At 42.9% G+C, this 16,056-nt stretch carries 16 protein-coding genes; 9 read left to right on the forward strand and 7 right to left on the reverse strand.

Going from position 1 to position 16,056, the window contains the following annotated elements:
* The first annotated feature begins 169 nt into the window (after positions 1 to 169).
* The 3 genes from hupB (at position 170) to K5L93_RS18455 (ending at position 2,822) form a co-directional block, all read left to right on the forward strand.
* The gene (gene hupB / locus K5L93_RS18445) at positions 170 to 442 is read left to right on the forward strand and encodes a nucleoid-associated protein HU-beta (protein ID WP_220721151.1); all 273 of its coding nucleotides are present in this window, start codon (positions 170 to 172) and stop codon (positions 440 to 442) included.
* Between the two features lie 84 nt (positions 443 to 526).
* Entirely contained in the window at positions 527 to 2,395 is a 1,869-nt protein-coding gene (locus tag K5L93_RS18450; protein ID WP_220721152.1) for a SurA N-terminal domain-containing protein, read from the forward strand.
* Positions 2,396 to 2,462: 67 nt separating this feature from the next.
* The gene (locus K5L93_RS18455) at positions 2,463 to 2,822 is read left to right on the forward strand and encodes a DUF2850 domain-containing protein (protein WP_220721153.1); all 360 of its coding nucleotides are present in this window, start codon (positions 2,463 to 2,465) and stop codon (positions 2,820 to 2,822) included.
* Positions 2,823 to 2,874: 52 nt separating this feature from the next.
* On the opposite strand, the gene fabV is transcribed toward K5L93_RS18455, so the two are convergent.
* Positions 2,875 to 4,077, reverse strand: coding sequence for an enoyl-ACP reductase FabV (gene fabV, locus K5L93_RS18460; protein ID WP_220721154.1), 1,203 nt, complete (start codon positions 4,075 to 4,077; stop codon positions 2,875 to 2,877).
* A 295-nt stretch (positions 4,078 to 4,372) separates the two neighbouring features.
* Between fabV and K5L93_RS18465 the strand changes: the two genes are divergently transcribed.
* Positions 4,373 to 5,236, forward strand: a complete 864-nt coding sequence (locus tag K5L93_RS18465; protein ID WP_246615087.1) for a PEP-CTERM/exosortase system-associated acyltransferase — start codon at positions 4,373 to 4,375, stop codon at positions 5,234 to 5,236.
* Between the two features lie 9 nt (positions 5,237 to 5,245).
* Here K5L93_RS18465 and K5L93_RS18470 read toward each other — a convergent pair whose 3' ends face one another.
* The 6 genes from K5L93_RS18470 to pspF form a co-directional block, all read right to left on the reverse strand.
* The gene (locus K5L93_RS18470) at positions 5,246 to 6,025 is read right to left on the reverse strand and encodes a peptide ABC transporter ATP-binding protein (RefSeq protein WP_220721155.1); all 780 of its coding nucleotides are present in this window, start codon (positions 6,023 to 6,025) and stop codon (positions 5,246 to 5,248) included.
* Positions 6,018 to 7,025, reverse strand: a complete 1,008-nt coding sequence (locus K5L93_RS18475) for a peptide ABC transporter ATP-binding protein (RefSeq protein ID WP_220721156.1) — start codon at positions 7,023 to 7,025, stop codon at positions 6,018 to 6,020. The genes K5L93_RS18470 and K5L93_RS18475 overlap by 8 nt, the downstream gene beginning before the upstream one ends.
* Positions 7,025 to 7,912 carry an ABC transporter permease subunit gene (locus K5L93_RS18480; protein ID WP_220721157.1) on the reverse strand — a complete coding sequence of 296 codons (888 nt, stop codon included), beginning with the start codon at positions 7,910 to 7,912 and terminating at the stop codon, positions 7,025 to 7,027. The genes K5L93_RS18475 and K5L93_RS18480 overlap by 1 nt, the downstream gene beginning before the upstream one ends.
* Positions 7,899 to 8,864: an ABC transporter permease gene (locus K5L93_RS18485; RefSeq protein ID WP_220721158.1), complete on the reverse strand. Its 966-nt coding sequence runs from the start codon at positions 8,862 to 8,864 to the stop codon at positions 7,899 to 7,901. Before K5L93_RS18485 ends, K5L93_RS18480 begins: the two co-directional genes overlap by 14 nt.
* Positions 8,865 to 8,867: 3 nt before the next feature.
* A complete protein-coding gene (locus K5L93_RS18490) occupies positions 8,868 to 10,466 on the reverse strand; it encodes an ABC transporter substrate-binding protein (protein ID WP_220721159.1) in 1,599 nt (532 codons plus the stop codon).
* 72 nt (positions 10,467 to 10,538) lie between these two features.
* Positions 10,539 to 11,519, reverse strand: coding sequence for a phage shock protein operon transcriptional activator (gene pspF, locus K5L93_RS18495; protein WP_220721160.1), 981 nt, complete (start codon positions 11,517 to 11,519; stop codon positions 10,539 to 10,541).
* A 172-nt stretch (positions 11,520 to 11,691) separates the two neighbouring features.
* Between pspF and pspA the strand changes: the two genes are divergently transcribed.
* The 5 genes from pspA (at position 11,692) to leuB (ending at position 16,055) form a co-directional block, all read left to right on the forward strand.
* The gene (gene pspA, locus K5L93_RS18500; RefSeq protein WP_016402612.1) at positions 11,692 to 12,360 is read left to right on the forward strand and encodes a phage shock protein PspA; all 669 of its coding nucleotides are present in this window, start codon (positions 11,692 to 11,694) and stop codon (positions 12,358 to 12,360) included.
* Between the two features lie 8 nt (positions 12,361 to 12,368).
* Positions 12,369 to 12,593 (forward strand): envelope stress response membrane protein PspB, encoded by a 225-nt coding sequence (gene pspB / locus K5L93_RS18505; RefSeq protein WP_016402611.1) that lies wholly within the window; start codon positions 12,369 to 12,371, stop codon positions 12,591 to 12,593.
* On the forward strand, positions 12,593 to 12,967 hold the full coding sequence (gene pspC, locus K5L93_RS18510; protein ID WP_220721161.1) for an envelope stress response membrane protein PspC: 375 nt from the start codon (positions 12,593 to 12,595) through the stop codon (positions 12,965 to 12,967). Before pspB ends, pspC begins: the two co-directional genes overlap by 1 nt.
* A 256-nt stretch (positions 12,968 to 13,223) precedes the next feature.
* A complete protein-coding gene (locus tag K5L93_RS18515) occupies positions 13,224 to 14,696 on the forward strand; it encodes a TyrR/PhhR family helix-turn-helix DNA-binding protein (protein WP_220721162.1) in 1,473 nt (490 codons plus the stop codon).
* A gap of 252 nt (positions 14,697 to 14,948) precedes the next feature.
* Positions 14,949 to 16,055, forward strand: a complete 1,107-nt coding sequence (leuB, locus tag K5L93_RS18520) for a 3-isopropylmalate dehydrogenase (RefSeq protein ID WP_016402607.1) — start codon at positions 14,949 to 14,951, stop codon at positions 16,053 to 16,055.
* Position 16,056 lies beyond the last annotated feature (1 nt).

The raw sequence follows: 16,056 nt of genomic DNA on the forward strand, positions 1-16,056 counted from the left end.
CAGCCTTGTTCAAGGGCTATAGCCTAAGGCTGGCAAGGAAGCCGTTGATAATTATATTGATGGTATTATTTAACTAAATGTAGACTGACGAACCTCATTCTGAGCCGTATTTATAAGGGATGCTTCCCTGCGGTAAGAAGAAAAGGAATAACAACAAGGGGAACCAATTGTGAATAAAGCTCAACTCGTAGATAAAATCGCTGAAGGCGCTGACATTTCTAAGGCCGCTGCAGGTCGTGCGCTCGATTCTTTCATTGACGCGATTTCAGAGACACTAAAAGAAGGCGACAACGTTGCTTTGGTAGGTTTTGGTACTTTCCAAGTAAAAGAGCGTTCAGCTCGCACTGGTCGTAACCCTCAGACTGGTGCAGAGATTCAAATTGCTGCTGCTAACGTACCGTCGTTTAAAGCAGGTAAAGCGTTAAAAGACGCAGTAAACTAACTGTCAGACGCAATTGCGATCTGTCAAAGGCGCATCCATTCGATGCGCTTTTTCATTATTTAATGTGGTAAAGAGTAATTAAGCATGTTGGAAAAGCTCCGTGAAGGAAGCCAAGGTCCGGTAGCCAAAATCATCCTAGGTTTGGTCATTTTATCTTTCGCTCTGGCGGGTGTAGGTAGCTACATCGCAAGCCCAAGTGAGCAATTAGCAGCCGAAGTTAATGGTGAGTCCATTAGCCGTGCAGAGTTTGATCAAGCTTATCAAAACGAGCGTGCTCGCTTAGAAAGCCAGTTTGGTGCTGCGTTTAATCAGCTAGCTGCTGACCCAAGCTATATGGCGCAGTTTAGAAGTAACGTATTAGACCGAATGATTGGTGAGCGTTTGCTAGACCAAGCTGCAGAAAGCTACGGCTTACGAGTAAGCGATGCACAAGTTAAGTCTCAAATTTTAGGCATGCAAGAATTTCAAGTTGATGGTCGTTTTGATAACGAGCGTTACTTAGCTGTTCTTTACCGCGCCAATCTCCAACCTGCTCAATTTCGCGACATGATTCGCAACGACCTAACTCGTCGTCAATTGCAGCAAGCTTTATTAGGTAGTGAGTTTGCATTGCCAAGTGAAGCAGAGTTACTGGTTAAGCTTAATCAACAAACTCGCGACGTGCGCTACGTTACGGTCCCTGTTGTTCAGTTTGCTAACCAAGAAGCGCCAAGTGAAGAAGACTTACTGGCTTACTACGAAGAACGTAAAAACACTTTCCGCACTGAAGAGTCGGTAGATGTAGAGTACATCGTAGTTGATGCAGAGGAAATTGCTGCAAGCATTGAAGTTAGCGATGAAGATATACAGCAGTTTTATGATGCTAACCAGTTAACTTATTCACAACCTGAGAAGCGTAAAGTTGCCCATATTTTAGTTGCTGATCAAGCTAAAGCTGAAGAGCTTTTAGCTAAAATCAATCAAGGTGAAGATTTCGCTACGCTGGCCGCAGAAGAATCTGAAGATACCTTTAGTGGTCAGGAAGGCGGAGAACTAGATTGGTTTGAAAGTGGCGTAATGGCACCTGAGTTCGATGCTGCTTCTTTCGCACTTGCGAACACCGGCGATGTTAGCCAGGTGGTTAAAACCGAATTTGGTTTCCACATTATTAAACTGTTAGACGTACAAACTTCACAAGCTAAACCTTTAGAAGATGTGAAACAGCAAATTAGTCAGCGCTTGCAACAAGAACAAGCACAAGATACGTTCTATGAGCAAGCTCAGCGTCTTGCGGAAGTATCTTTCGAGATCCCTGATTCATTAATTGATGTTGCTAGCGAAACAGGCTTGAAAGTTGAAACTGTTAAAGGTTTAACCCGTACTACTGCTACTGGAGCGTTGAGTGAGCCGCAAGTAGTTAATCAACTATTTAACTTAGACTTTATCGCTGAAGGTCTAAATAGTGATGCCATTCAGTTATCAGATAACAGTTCAATAGTCGTCCGTGTTATGGCTCATCAAGCTTCAGAAGTAAAACCTTTTGAAGAGGTTAAAGCTCAAATCAACACCGCGCTTATTCAATCGCGTTCAGCCAAGGCTGCACAAGATTATGCCGATAGTTTAATTGCTGCGCTTGAGAGTGGTGAGGGCTTAGATGCCTTGCTTTATGAGCAAAATCTAAAGATTGATTCTAAGTTTAAAGTGAGCCGTGATAGTCAAGAGTTTGAACCACAAGTGGTGCGCCACTTATTTATGATGGCAAAACCTTCAGAGCAAAAAGTGGCAAGCCGTATCACTACGATGAGCGGCGACCAACTAGTTATTCAATTAACCGCAGTTAACGAAGCAGAAACTGTTGATGCCAGTGAAACTAATCAATGGTTACAACAACTTAGCAATGTTAAAACAGAAGCGAGTTATCAAGTATTGATTGATGTCTTAAAAAGCAAAGCAGAAATCCAAAACTTGTTGTAAGCTTATTGCTTACGTAAGATACTGAAAAAAGGACGTTTTACGTCCTTTTTTAGTTTTGGAGAACATCGTGAAGAAATCCATTGTGCTGCTTATTGCACTTGTGGGCATTGGTTTAGGTGTAATGTCTTTTGTTTACTTTGCTTATCCCGAGTTAGTGGGCATCGAGCGAAGCCATGAAATAAACCCTATTGTAGGCACTTGGGAAGCTGAACATGATTTTTATGGCAAGAAAGAGCGCCTAGTATTCTCAGAAGATGGCCAAGTTAAATCTGGCAGCCGGGTAGCAACCCAATACAAAATAAATGGCAATCGAGTGGTGGTGACCTCAGCGGATAAAGTGATTGAATATCGAATTTCAAAAGATGGTCAAACATTGGATGCATACTTGCCAAGAGCAGGACGTATTCGTTATCAAAGAATTAATTAAAAAAGCCCTTAACAGAAGCTGTTAAGGGCTTTTGTAGTTTTTATGCTCGGTATTAGTCTAGAGTCACTACTTCAAATGGTACCTCGGTAGCTACATCTGCATCGTAATCAACACCCGATACACCAAAGCCAAATAGTTTCAAGAATTCAGCCTTATAGTATTCGTAGTCAGTGTGTTCTTTTAGGTTTTCTGTAGTGATTTGTGGCCATAAATCAACGCAGGCCTGTTGAATGTCTTCACGTAACTCCCAGTCATCTAAACGCAGGCGGTTGTGGTCATCAACCGGCGCTTGCTCACCCTCCAAATATAGACGCTCATTAAACAGACGGTATATTTGCTCCATGCAACCTTCGTGTAAACCTTGTTCCTTCATGATTTTGAACACCATCGAAATGTATAAAGGCATTACCGGGATTGCTGAACTAGCTTGAGTAACAACACTCTTAAGTACCGCTACATTAGCAGAGCCATGTTTACTGCTTAATTTTTGATTTAGTGCAGTAGCGGCACGATCTAAGTCCATTTTGGCTTTACCCAAAGCACCATCCCAATAGATTGGCCATGTTAGAGCTGTACCAATGTAACTGTAAGCAACGGTTTTACAACCTTCCGCTAGCACGCCGGCTTCATCTAAGGCGTTAATCCAAAGCTCCCAGTCTTCACCACCCATTACCGTTACCGTATCAGCGATTTCTTGCTCGGTTGCTGGCTCTACGCTCGCTTCGATAATGGTATCTTTATTGGTATCTACCGCTGTCGCTGTGTAAGTTTCACCGATAGGCTTTAAGCTAGAGCGAATCAGTTCTCCACTGTCGGGGAGTTTACGAACTGGTGACGCTAGCGAATAAACCACAAGGTCGATTTGCCCAAGATCTTGTTTAATTAAGTCAACAGCTGCTTGTTTTGCTTGATGCGAGAAGGCGTCACCATTGATACTTTTAGCATAAAGGCCGGCTTCATGCGCTTTTTGGTCAAATGCAGCAGCATTGTACCAACCTGCGGTACCAGGTTTTTTTTCAGTGGCAGGCTTTTCGAAAAATACGCCAATTGTTGCGGCATCGCTACCAAAAGCTGCCGCTATGCGCGATGACAAACCATATCCGCTTGAAGACCCAACCACCAATACTCGCTTAGGACCATTACTTACTTTTCCTTGCTGTTTGGTGTAATCGATTTGCTCTTGTACATTAGCCGCACAGCCTAGTGGGTGAGTGGTGGTACAGATAAAGCCTCGGATCTTGGGTTTGATGATCATAGTACTTCCTTTAAAGTGTCCGATAATAAGGCGCTGAATACATGATTGTTATAGCGCTAAAAAATGCAATGATTCTAGCATGTTTAGCGCTAAAGGTGCATTTACCCTAGCTGATCAGAGCAGTTTAAAGTAGCTAAAGATAGTTCTGCTAGGGTGACTTGCTTACAGGCCGTGCTTGTTACGATATAAATTTATTATCAAAAGAACTATACATTATCTTATTTAGGTAGTATCAATAACATAACGCGATAAAAAGATAAGATAGAAAACACTTAAGGGAATAAGGGTTAAGCTTTTGAAAAGTAAAATATTGCCGACCAGCATCAAAGGAAAGGTGGTTGGTTTACCCACCAGCAAAACCACTCAACATGCCGCTAAAAAGAAAGCGACTGAAATTGCCCAGCATTATGAAACTTACTTCCATCCTATGGTGGCATTAAGTGATGACGATGTGCAAAGTGTCTACCGTCTTCGTCACGACGTTTATTGCGAAGAGTTAGGTTTTGAACCGACTAATGACGAAAGAGTAGAGCGAGATGAATTTGATGATTACTCCGACTATTGTTTAGTGCGACACAAGTCTTCAAATACCTTTGCCAGTACTGTAAGAGTTGTTGCTCCATCCTGTGCGCAATTACTACCTTTGGAAAAATACTGCGAGGGTGCTATCACGGATGAGGAGTTACATCCGCAAAATTTTGCTCGAGAAGACGTTTGTGAAATTTCTCGTCTAGCATTAAGAGCAACATTTAGACGTCGTAAAACCGATAAGTTTAAAGACTCTGCGGTAGGTGGGATTAACATCAACGAGCTCTATGAAGAAGAGCTGCGCTGCTTTCCTTTTATCACTGCCAGTATGTATCTAGCCGCTACAGTGTTGGTAGAGCGCCATAATATCAAACATGCTTATGTGATGATGGAGCCTCGCTTAGCTCGAAGCACCGCGCTCTTGGGCATTAAATTTCAACAAATTGGCCCGGTAGTGGAGTACCATGGACAACGTGCGCCTTACTATATTACGGCAGAAAAGATTCGCAGCGATCTACCCATTACTCTTAAGCCACTTATGGACATGATCGAGCGTGAGGTTAATGCTTCTCTTTCTACCTCGCAAATAGTTGGCGCGCAGGAAAGTATGCTTTATCGAGGAAACTCTTAGTATCTTTCGTTATTTGCGAAAGGCATTTTGATAGGCATTTATCAGTCGTTGGCTCAGTTCGTGTTCGGGCTGAGTAAAAAATTCTTCAGTGCTTTTAAACTCAACAGCTTTGCCTTGCTGCATCACCAATACTTTGTCTGAAAAATGTCGAACTAAACCTAAATCGTTTGAAACAAAGATATAGCTAATGGCAAATCGTTGTTGAAGCTCAAGCAGTAGGTTAATGATTTGGGCTCTAACCGAGACATCAAGCGCTGCAATACTTTCATCGATAACGATGATTTTGGGGCTTAAGATAAGTGCTCTAGCAACAGCGATGCGTTGTTTTTGTCCACTCGACAACATACTTGGAAAAAATTCTATGTGCTCTTCTAACAAGCCTACCAATTTTAGTGTCGCAATAACTTTTTGTTGCTGTTCTTGTTGAGAAAGCGCAGTGTTTAGAATAAGGGGCGCAGATAAAATTCGGCCTATACTGGAGCGTGGGTTTAGTGAACTATTTGGATCTTGAAATATCATTCTAATTAGGCGGCATCGGCGAGTATAGTCGCCAAATTTTAAAGCTTCACCATTAATGAAAATATCGCCTTTGCTGGGTCTATTTATCCCGGCCAGTACTTTGGCTAAACTAGATTTGCCAGAGCCTGACTCACCAATCACCGCTAAGCTTTCCCCCATGTTGAGCTCAAAACTAATATTATCGATGGCAGCGAAACGCTGTCTGCTTAACCATCCTTTGTGAATGTATACGTGCTGGGACAAATTTTTAACATGTAGTAAGTTAGCCATTGTTGTCTACCTTCTTTTCTAGATTTAAGGGGTAGTGGCAAGCATATTGATGACCTTTCACTTTCTTTAATTTGGGTTGAGTAACACATTTACGCTGTGCTTTAGGGCAGCGCGGTCCTAGCCTACAACCGATGGGTAAATGTTGGAGTGCAGGAATAGAGCCCGGCAAGCCAGGCAACATCGCTTTATGCTTGAAGGGCTTATTAATCTGTGGCGCAGAGCTTAGCAGGGCTGATGTATAAGGGTGCCGAGAGTTTCCGATCACTTGATCCGAACGCCCAACTTCCACCATTTGACCACAGTATATGACGCTGATGGTATCCGCTAAGTCTGAGAGTGTATTCAAGTCATGACTAATTAACAAAATAGCGGTGTTATTTAGTTTATTCAGTTTATGTAGTAAACGTAAGATTTGACTTGCAGTTGTCACTTCCATCGCCGTAGTGGGTTCATCAGCCACCAGTAACTTGGGTTGACCCGCAATAGCCATTGCAATCATAACTTTTTGGCAAAGTCCGTCAGATAGTTCGTAAGGATAACTGCGCATCACTTTATGGTGATCTTTAACTCCTACTTTATGCAGTAAAGCTTGGGCTTGCTTTTTTCGCCATTGGAAACGTCTCCAAAATCCACCTTTAATATTGTGGCAGGGAATGGCTTCCTCAATTTGTTTACCAACCTCTTCTGAGGGGTCTAAACATGAGCTAGGCTCTTGAAATATCATTGCTATTTCATGGCCTAGCACTTTGCGTCTCTGGCGAGTTGTTAGAGACATTAGGTCAACATCGCCTAAGCGCATGCGGTCAGCTTTAATCGTCCAGCTTGGTTTCGTAACCCCTAACAATGCTTTGGCAATTAAACTTTTCCCCGAGCCTGATTCACCAACCAATGCCTTAATTTCGCCCTCAGCCATGGTAAGACTTACGCGGTCTACCGCTTTAACGACTCCCGCTGGAGTCTCAATTTCAATGGTAAGGTTGCGAATATCTAATAAAGCCATTAGTCGACTCCTTGAATCATCGCTTGGCGCAGGCCTTCACCCACCATATTCACACTAAGAATACTGGTCATAATCACAAAGCCTGGTAGTGTCACCGTCCAAGGCGCTGAGAACAACAAATCTTTGCTTCCGCCTAGCATAGCCCCCCATTCTGGCAGTGGAGCTTGAGCCCCTATGCCGATGAAACCAAGGGCTGTGATATCGATAAGTGATGAAGAAAAACTGCGACTAATTTGAAATACGATTGAGTCAGCAATATTAGGTAACACACCATTTTTGAGAATACGGTAATTAGTGGCGCCATCTAGGCGAATAGCAGTGATGTACTCTTTTTGGATTTCTGTTGAAACAGCAATATAGGTAAAACGAATAAACTGGGGAATTTGTGCTAGCGCAATCGCAATTAGCGTATTTTCTAAGCCCGTACCGAGAAAAGACACCACCATAATTGCGATTAATAATGACGGAATAGATAGAGCTGTATCCATAACGTGGTGTAACACACTGGACTTAATGCCACGGCTCATGCCTGACAAAATTCCAATTGGAATGCCGATAAGCGCAGCAATGCTTACTACAAGAAAACCGCCACCAAAAGTGAGTTGGCAGCCGTAAATCAAGCGACTTAATACATCTCTACCTAAATCATCGGTGCCGAAAAAATTATCGACATGCCCCAAACGATTCCAAGAAGGTGGTTGCAGTAAATTATCACCTTGGAAGTCAAGGGGGTATGGTGCGATTAATGGGCCCAATAATGCAAGGGCTAAAAAGCCCAGCAATACCCAGAAGCCGATCATTGCAATCGAGTTGTCTCTAAAGCGATTCAGTACCTGTTGTAGGGCACTGGAAATAGTCGTTTCAGAAAATACATTAGTGCTGAGCATAAACTTCTCTTCGGCGCAGTGGGTGTATAAGCGCAGTAAACAAATCTGTTATAACGAAAGTGATAATGACGAGGGTAGACACTGCCAGCATACCACCTTGAATAGCAATGTAATCTTGCTGATAAATACTAGATATTAGCCAGCGGCCGATACCTGGCCAAGCAAATACTACTTCTAAAACCATTGCCATGGTTAACACGTTACCAAACTGCAGTCCTAGGCTGGGCAGTATAGGGGGGAGGGCGTTATGTAAGGCATGGCGAGTAACTATTTGTCGCTTAGACAAGCCCTTTGTAGCGGCAGCTTTAATGTAGTTCTCACTCATTACTTTAGCCATAGAGTTGGATAGCTGGCGAATAACCTCTGTAGTGGGCACTACAGCCAGTACTAGGGTTGGCAAAGCTAAGTGGCTTAATATGCTCATAAGCGCTGGCCAGCGGGCTTGAGGCTCTAACCACATCACGTCAATAATGCCAAAACCTGTCACTTGAGGGATTTCTAATAGCAAGTCATAACGACCTGATACGGGGAACCAGCCCAACATCAAGGATGAGTTCATCACTAACAGCAGAGCCAACCAAAAAACCGGAATGCTGTAACCCACCATTGTTACACTTAAGATGAGGTTTCTAATCCAGTGTTGATGGTAAATTCCCGCCAAGGTACCCAGCGGGATCCCAATAATAAACGACAGCAGAAAAGCAGAAAAGCAAAGCTCTAAGGTGGCGGGGAGAAAACTTACTAGTTCATCAAATACCGGCTTGCCGCTAATGCTGGATACACCCAAGTCGCCATTGATGTTTTGAAAAACAAACAACGCGTACTGTTTAAACCAAAAGTCTTGTGATTCAACCAACACGTTTTGATTCTGTTGAAAAATAAACGCAATCAAATTAATGATTAAGAAGGTAATCACTAATAAGTTAATGCGTCGAATCAAATATCGGAGCATGGTTTACTTCCTATAGGCGTTATTAAAAGAAACGCCTCCATATGGATTCCAAGTAATACCGTGAACACTGTCATTATACGAATACATTTTTAATGCATGGGTTAAAGGTAAAATGGGCACGTCTTGTTCAATTATTTTTTGGATCTTGTAATAGTTTTTCACTCGGTCAGCAAGTCGCGTTGAGGCGGTTGCAGCGTTGAGGAGTTGTTCAAAGTGACCATTACACCAGCGGCTAAAGTTATATCCTTGTTCTACCGCATCACATGAGAACTGCTGTCGAAAGAAGTCATCGGGGTCACTGTTATCGGTAGACCAACCAACCAATAATAAATCGTAGTTTACTTCGGGAGCACGTAAATAACGGCGCAGAACCTGCCAATCTAGTAGGCGTACATTTACCTGATAGCCGTCATTAACCAGATCGTTGCGGATTAACTCGGCAGTTTTGCGAGGTTGGGGGTTGTAGCTTTTGGCCTCATTTAATACCCATAACTCGATTGGCTGTTGTTTGGCTTTTTCAATGTAGGGGTAAACTCGGTGATCCTGCTCGGGGGAGCGAGATTGATGGCGGTAAGCCCAAGAAGAAGGTGAAAGAACACCGTTGGCAATGTCTGCTGTTGATAAATAGACCGAATCCAAAATCCGTTGCTTGTTTACCAGCCCGGCTACATTTCGGCGAATTCGAACGTCGGCAAAAGGAGGCTTTTGAGTATTAAATGCTAAATAAGAAACATTGAGTCCAGCCTGCACGGAGACTAACAGTTCTTCGCGAGATTTAAGCACTTCAAGCTGGTTTGCTGCCGGTTGAGCCATAATGTCACATTGGCCTGTCAGTAATTTAGCTAAACGAATCGAAGACGTAGGGGTTATGTCAAATACCAACTGTTGCATTGGCGGTGCCCCACGCCAATGCAACCAGTGGCGGTAATATCGAATAAAATGATCTTTACGTTGATTGACATAGTAAAAGGGGCCGCTGCCAATCGGCAATTGATCAAGTTGTTCTAGTTGGTCTGATTGGCTTAATTTTTCAGCGTATTCTGCAGACAAAATAACTGCATAATCACTTGCAAGATTAGCCAAAAATGCTGCGTCAGGTCGTTTTAGCTCAAACTCAACACTACTATCAGATAGCTTGGTGAGTTTTTTAATATTTTTGCCAAAGCCAATATTATTAAAAAAGGGATAATCACCTTCCGCTAAAATGTATAAGGGGTGGTTGGTGTCTAAAATTCTTTCAAAGCTTAGCATTACGTCATCGGCATTTAAGTTGCGCGACGGGCTAAAGTAATCGGTTTTATGAAAATGAATGCCTTGGCGTAACTCGAAACGGTACCGCAATCCGTCATCGCTTATTTGCCAGTTATTCGCAACGCCTCCTATTAACTGCTGAGTTATCGGATCAACTTCAACTAAGCGATCGTATAAATGTCGCGATGTCACCGCAATCGCATTGATTGAGCTTTCAAGTTGTGGATTAAAAGTATGCGGCGCGGTTTCGGTACAATAGACTAAACCAAGCTTTTTTACGTCTTTTTGCTGGTCGCAGCCAAGTAGCAAAAAAGCTAGACACATCACTGTGCCAATTGAGAATGCATTCATGGGAAGCTGATATCCTGATAACTGCTTGATAATTTACCATTAACCATCTGCTTATCTCAACCAATGAAAGGCCTAGCCTTGAGTATTAATGTGATGTTTTTTGATTAAACCCCTTAGTTGATGGTAGCTGATCTGTAAGGCTTTAGCGCAGGCCGTTTGTTTGTAATGATTATTCTCTAAGGCTTTAATGATCAATTGTTTCTCAAAGTTAGTCACTTGTTGATTAAAGCTGAGTTGTTCAAGGCCTAATTGTTGGTGGCTTTTTGCTGGTGTTAGGGGACGCCATGGAGAAGCAAATGGGTCTAAGTTTATAGCATCAACTAAACCTTGGTGGTCGCTGTTCTCTACCACCGCCCGCTCTACTACGTTTTTAAGTTCACGAATATTGCCAGGCCAAGAATAATTATTTAGTTGTGTTAGCACCGTTTGGCTAAAACTAGGGACGCGGGAAAAATTGAGCTCTCTGGCCATTTTGTGAGCAAAATGCTCGGCTAATAGCTGAATATCTTCAACGCGGTGGCGTAATGGCGGTAAGGTAATCACCGCGAAGGATAATCGGTCTAGCAAATCAGCTCTAAAATCCCCTTGCTCTACTAATTCTGGAAGATCTTGGTTAGTGGCACACACTAATCGAACATCTACCTCAATGGGTTTATTACTGCCGAGGCGCTCAATTTTGTTGTATTCGATAGTACGTAATAGCTTTTCTTGCACTTCATTTGGCATGTTGGCCAGTTCATCTAAGAACAAGGTACCTTTATCCGCTTGTTCAAATCGGCCAATACGTTGCTGAGAAGCTCCGGTATATGCGCCGGCTTGATGGCCAAATAGTTCTGACTCAATTAAATTCGGGTTCAAGCTTGCGCAGTTTAAGCTTAAATAGTGTTTGTCCCAGCGCTCCGACAAAAAATGTAAGCGCTCGGCAATTAACTCTTTACCCGTGCCGCGTTCACCAATAACCAGTACAGGTCGGTTTAGCGGAGCTAAGAGTGATACCTTGTCTAACACCTCCAAAAAACTAGGTGCCTTACCTAATAGGCTAGGGGAATCCATTTGGTCTCTCTGACTAAAAGTTGGTTAATATAACTATATAGTCATCATTGAGTTTTGTCATTTATCTATAAAAATGATAAATATCAGTGCTTTGATAACTTGGCATGCGACTTGTAATTAATTGTTTCGAAAACATACATTGATCTTTATTCGACCTTATTAGGAGTCCCCCATGGGAATGTTTAGCCGCTTAACAGATATTATTAACTCCAACATCAGCACCATGTTGGATAAAGCTGAAGATCCGCAAAAGATGCTACGCCTTATCATTCAAGAAATGGAAGACACCTTGGTGGAAGTGCGTGCTAGTACTGCAAAAGTATTGGCCGATAAAAAACAGCTGATACGTAAAATTGAACATTTGGAAGAGCAAGCTGAAGATTGGCAGGCTAAAGCTGAACTTGCCTTAAGCCGCGAACGAGAAGATCTAGCACGCTTGGCTTTAGTTGAGAAAAAACACTTACAAGAGTCAATTAAGCAACAGCAAAAAGAGCTAGGCTTAGTGGATGATAGTTTATTGCAGTTGCAGCAAGAGATTGAGCAGCTAGAGCTTAAATTAAGCGAATCAAGAAATCGTCAAGCTGGTTTATTAGCTCGTCAAACCACAGCCAAAAACCGCCATGCGGTAAGGCAACAACTAGATAACGAACGCGCGTTAAAAACGCGAGAAAAATTTGAGCAGTTTCAAGCTAAGATAGACCAACTTGAAGCACGCGCAGAAGTATTTGGTAAGGAAGGCGATAATAACCCTGACTTAAACAAGCAATTTGCTGAGTTAAGTGCTGACGCTGAGATTGCCGACGAGCTAGACAAGCTTAAAGCCAAGTTAGAGCAAAAATAGGAGAGTTTATGCTTACCGTATTGGTGACGCCGTTAATTTTGTTTATGGCCATAGTGGCCCCACTGTGGCTTATTTTACATTACAAGAGTAAGCGTCAGGTAGAACATGGGATAAGTGAACAGGAGCGTGAGCAGCTAAATGCTTTAGCTACTCGAGCCAAAGATATGTCAGCGCGCATTCATGCTTTAGAGAACATTTTAGACGAAAGCGTGCCGCATTGGAGGGAGCGCTAATGTTTGATAAACCGTTATATCGTGACCCACAAAAAGGTAAAATTGCCGGGGTGTGTGCTGGTTTAGCACATAGCCTTGGCGCCGAAACATGGTTAATTCGAATAATTGCTGTGACTTTGGCTATTACGAACCTAGGACTATTTCTTATTGTCTACGGCGCCGCGTGGTTATTTATGGATAAACGACCCAGCAACTTAAGAGGAGATGATGGGGTAATCATTAAGTCAAAAGTATGGCAAAGTGGAGATACACCTAGTCAAGCAGTTAGTGAGCTAGAGCATCAATTTGATGATTTTGAACAGCGTTTACGCAAAGTAGAAAAAGTAGTGACAGCACGAGATTTTGAGCTTCATAGTCAGTTTAAAAACCTCTAATTCGAGTACAGCATGGATACCTAGTTCAAATTAACTCAAGTGAATCTTAAATGACGCTTGGGTTAAGCTTACTTTTTTGGTTAGACTAAAGGTGTATAAGATAATTGGACAGTCTAACTCACTGGTCAGATAGGGAAATAGGAGTGCTTTTGCGTTTAGTATGGATTGTTGGAGAGGGCGGGATGTGGTGTTGCTGTGAGTTTTTACAGGCCCTACAGCTGCTTTCGGCATCACTAAATGAGCAAGCGGCAACAACATGCGCATAGAGTTGAACTGCCAACAAAGTACCGAAGTTTTCAGCGCGGTTCTTGGCGTTTTAGTTAAACATGGCTTAGCGCTACAAGCCATGCAAAGTGTCGACACCGGACACTTGTTTCTTCACCTTACCGAATTAGAGCTTGCTCTAACACAGCAATTGCTTAGTGAATTTCGTTGTTTAAAAGGTGTTTCTGATGCACGTATCGTGTCGGCCTTGCCTTCTGAAGTTGAACATAAAGAAGTACAAATTCTGTTAGACAACGTCCCTTACCCTGTGGTGCTGATTGATAAATCTGGAGAAATCCGTCAGTTTAATCAGGCCTTTGAGCAATCCTGCGGTGATACTCCTCATCCTCTTACCAATAGTGATATAAGCAGGTTTTTGCGTGGCTTTAGCGTGCAACGCTGGTTTGGTAGTGGTTCCGGTAAGCGAGAGCTAGTAGAAATTCAGCTAAGTGGTCGAGTCTACATGGCTGATATTATTCCGCTGTCAGAAACTGCGCTGTTTTCGCATCTACCCGGCGCGATCATGCTGTTTAAGTCAGCCCATTGGTTAGAGGCTAGCTTCGACTTATCGCAAATTGAACTTGGGATTAGCGAAGGGCGTTTAGTTGCAACTAGCGATGAGACCAGCAACGTTCTTAATAGCTTAAAACGTTTAGTTGAACACCCAATGCCAACGCTATTGTTCGGAGAAGCGGGAGTGGGTAAGCGCTTTTTAGCACGTTTGTTAAACGAGCTTTCTATGGGCAGTGATGAACGCTTTCACGCGGTAAGCTGCCATAACCAAGAATATAGTTTGTCTGAGCAACTAGCAGAAATTGCTGCTGAACAGCCTAATACGGTGTTGTTAAGCAATATTGAAAAACTAAAGAGCTGTGAAGTTGAAGATGCGGTTAGCTCTCTAAGCGCGCCTCAACTCGGGATTAAACACCTGCTTTTTTCTAGCCGCTATACGCCTGAACAATTGGCCGCGCTATGGGGAGGCGACTGCTATTACTCGCTAATTAAAAACAGCATTAATGTTCCGCCACTTCGTCAGCGAAAAGAAGACATTGTGCCATTGGCACAATCTTGGTTAGATTTTCAGTACGCTAAACACCAAGAAGTTCCGCCACCTTTAAGCAGAGAAGTAAAGCGCTACTTAAGTTCATTAAGCTGGCCGGGCAATATCCCTCAGCTATATCAAGTGCTGCAAGACTCCTTAGATATTGGCAGTATGAAAAAATGGCAAGTGAGTGACATTAAATATCATCATGAAAAAGTGGTAGATAATGTCAGTATTGAGAGCTTGCTGCAGCAAGATTACCACTCTGCGATGGGGGAGTTCGAACACTTGCTGTTAAGTTATCATTATCCTCAGCACCCTAGCTCGCGACTATTGGCGAAAAAGTTAGGTTTGTCTCATACCGCCATCGCCAATAAACTACGCGAACACAATATTCGTAATAAAACCGACTTAGACAATTAAGCATACTTTTGTGTTAGCCACCGAAGCTAAGGCTTTCGGTGGTTATCTAGCTATATCTGCAAACAGTTAAATTGGTCGTAAACTTACTGCTTTGTTTCGAGTGTTAAGCCAACCCTTTGCAAAATTAAAGCTTTTAGTAAAAACAGTCCTGAAATAGCCCTTGAAAATGCGATCGGTGGTTTACCCGTGCGCTGGTTTTGCTATGATGCGGCAAGCAAAAAAATAAACTAATGCAACGGAGACGCAAACACAATGAACACTTATAAGATCGCCTTATTGGCCGGCGACGGCATCGGCCCAGAAGTAATGAAACAAGCGGTCAAAGTATTAAAAGCAGTTGAAGCGCGTAACCCTGAAGTAGCATTTGAATTAAACGAAGCACTATTTGGTGCAGTAGCCTACTTCGAAACGGGTAAATCTTTCCCTGCTGAAACCATCGCTATTTGTGATGAAGCAGACGCAATCTTAAAAGGCACCATTGGCCTTAACCACGAAGATTCTAAAAAAATTCCAGTAGACGAGCAGCCAGAGCGTGGCGCGCTACTGCCTTTACGCCGTCGTTACAATACCTATGCTAACTTTCGTCCGGTGTACTTACCTCAAGAATTAGCTCACTTCTCGCCACTTAAGCCTGAAGTTATCGGTGAAGGTATTGACCTTATGATTATCCGCGAGCTAGTGGGTGGTCTGTACTTTGGTGAGAAAGAAGTAGGCAAAGACGACAACGGTAAGCGTTATGTTCGTGAAGTACTTGAGTACGACGAAGACCAAATTCGCGATATTCTAAAAGTAGGTTTTGAAACTGCTCAGCGTCGTAAAAAAGTGCTGCATAACATCCACAAAAGTAACGTACTTAAATCAAGCGTGTTGTGGAATGAGATCCTAGAAGAAGTAGCAGTAGACTACCCAGATGTGGAAGTTAAGCACATTTTGGTTGATGCGGCGGCTACTTACTTATGTTTAAACCCTGGCCAATTTGACGTAATGGTTATGGAAAACATGTTTGGTGATATTTTAAGTGACCAGGGCGGCGGTATTTTAGGTTCATTAGGCCTTATGCCTTCAGCGTGTGTGGGTCCAGAGAAGTCTTACTACGAACCTTCTCACGGCAGTGCTCCAGATATCGCGGGCAAAAACATTGCTAACCCATATTCAATGATCGGCTCTGTAGCATTAATGCTAGAAATGAGCTTTGGCATGGAGCAAGAAGCGAAGAACCTATGGCACGCAATGAAGTCGGTGTTTGCCAACGGTTACGGTACGCCAGACTTAGCCAAAGGTGAAGATGCAAAACTTATCGATACCGACGCCTTTGGTGACATGGTAGTTGATGAGCTAAACAAAGCACCACGTGTCTAAT

This window comes from Agarivorans litoreus, from assembly GCF_019649015.1.
Taxonomy (GTDB): domain Bacteria; phylum Pseudomonadota; class Gammaproteobacteria; order Enterobacterales; family Celerinatantimonadaceae; genus Agarivorans; species Agarivorans litoreus.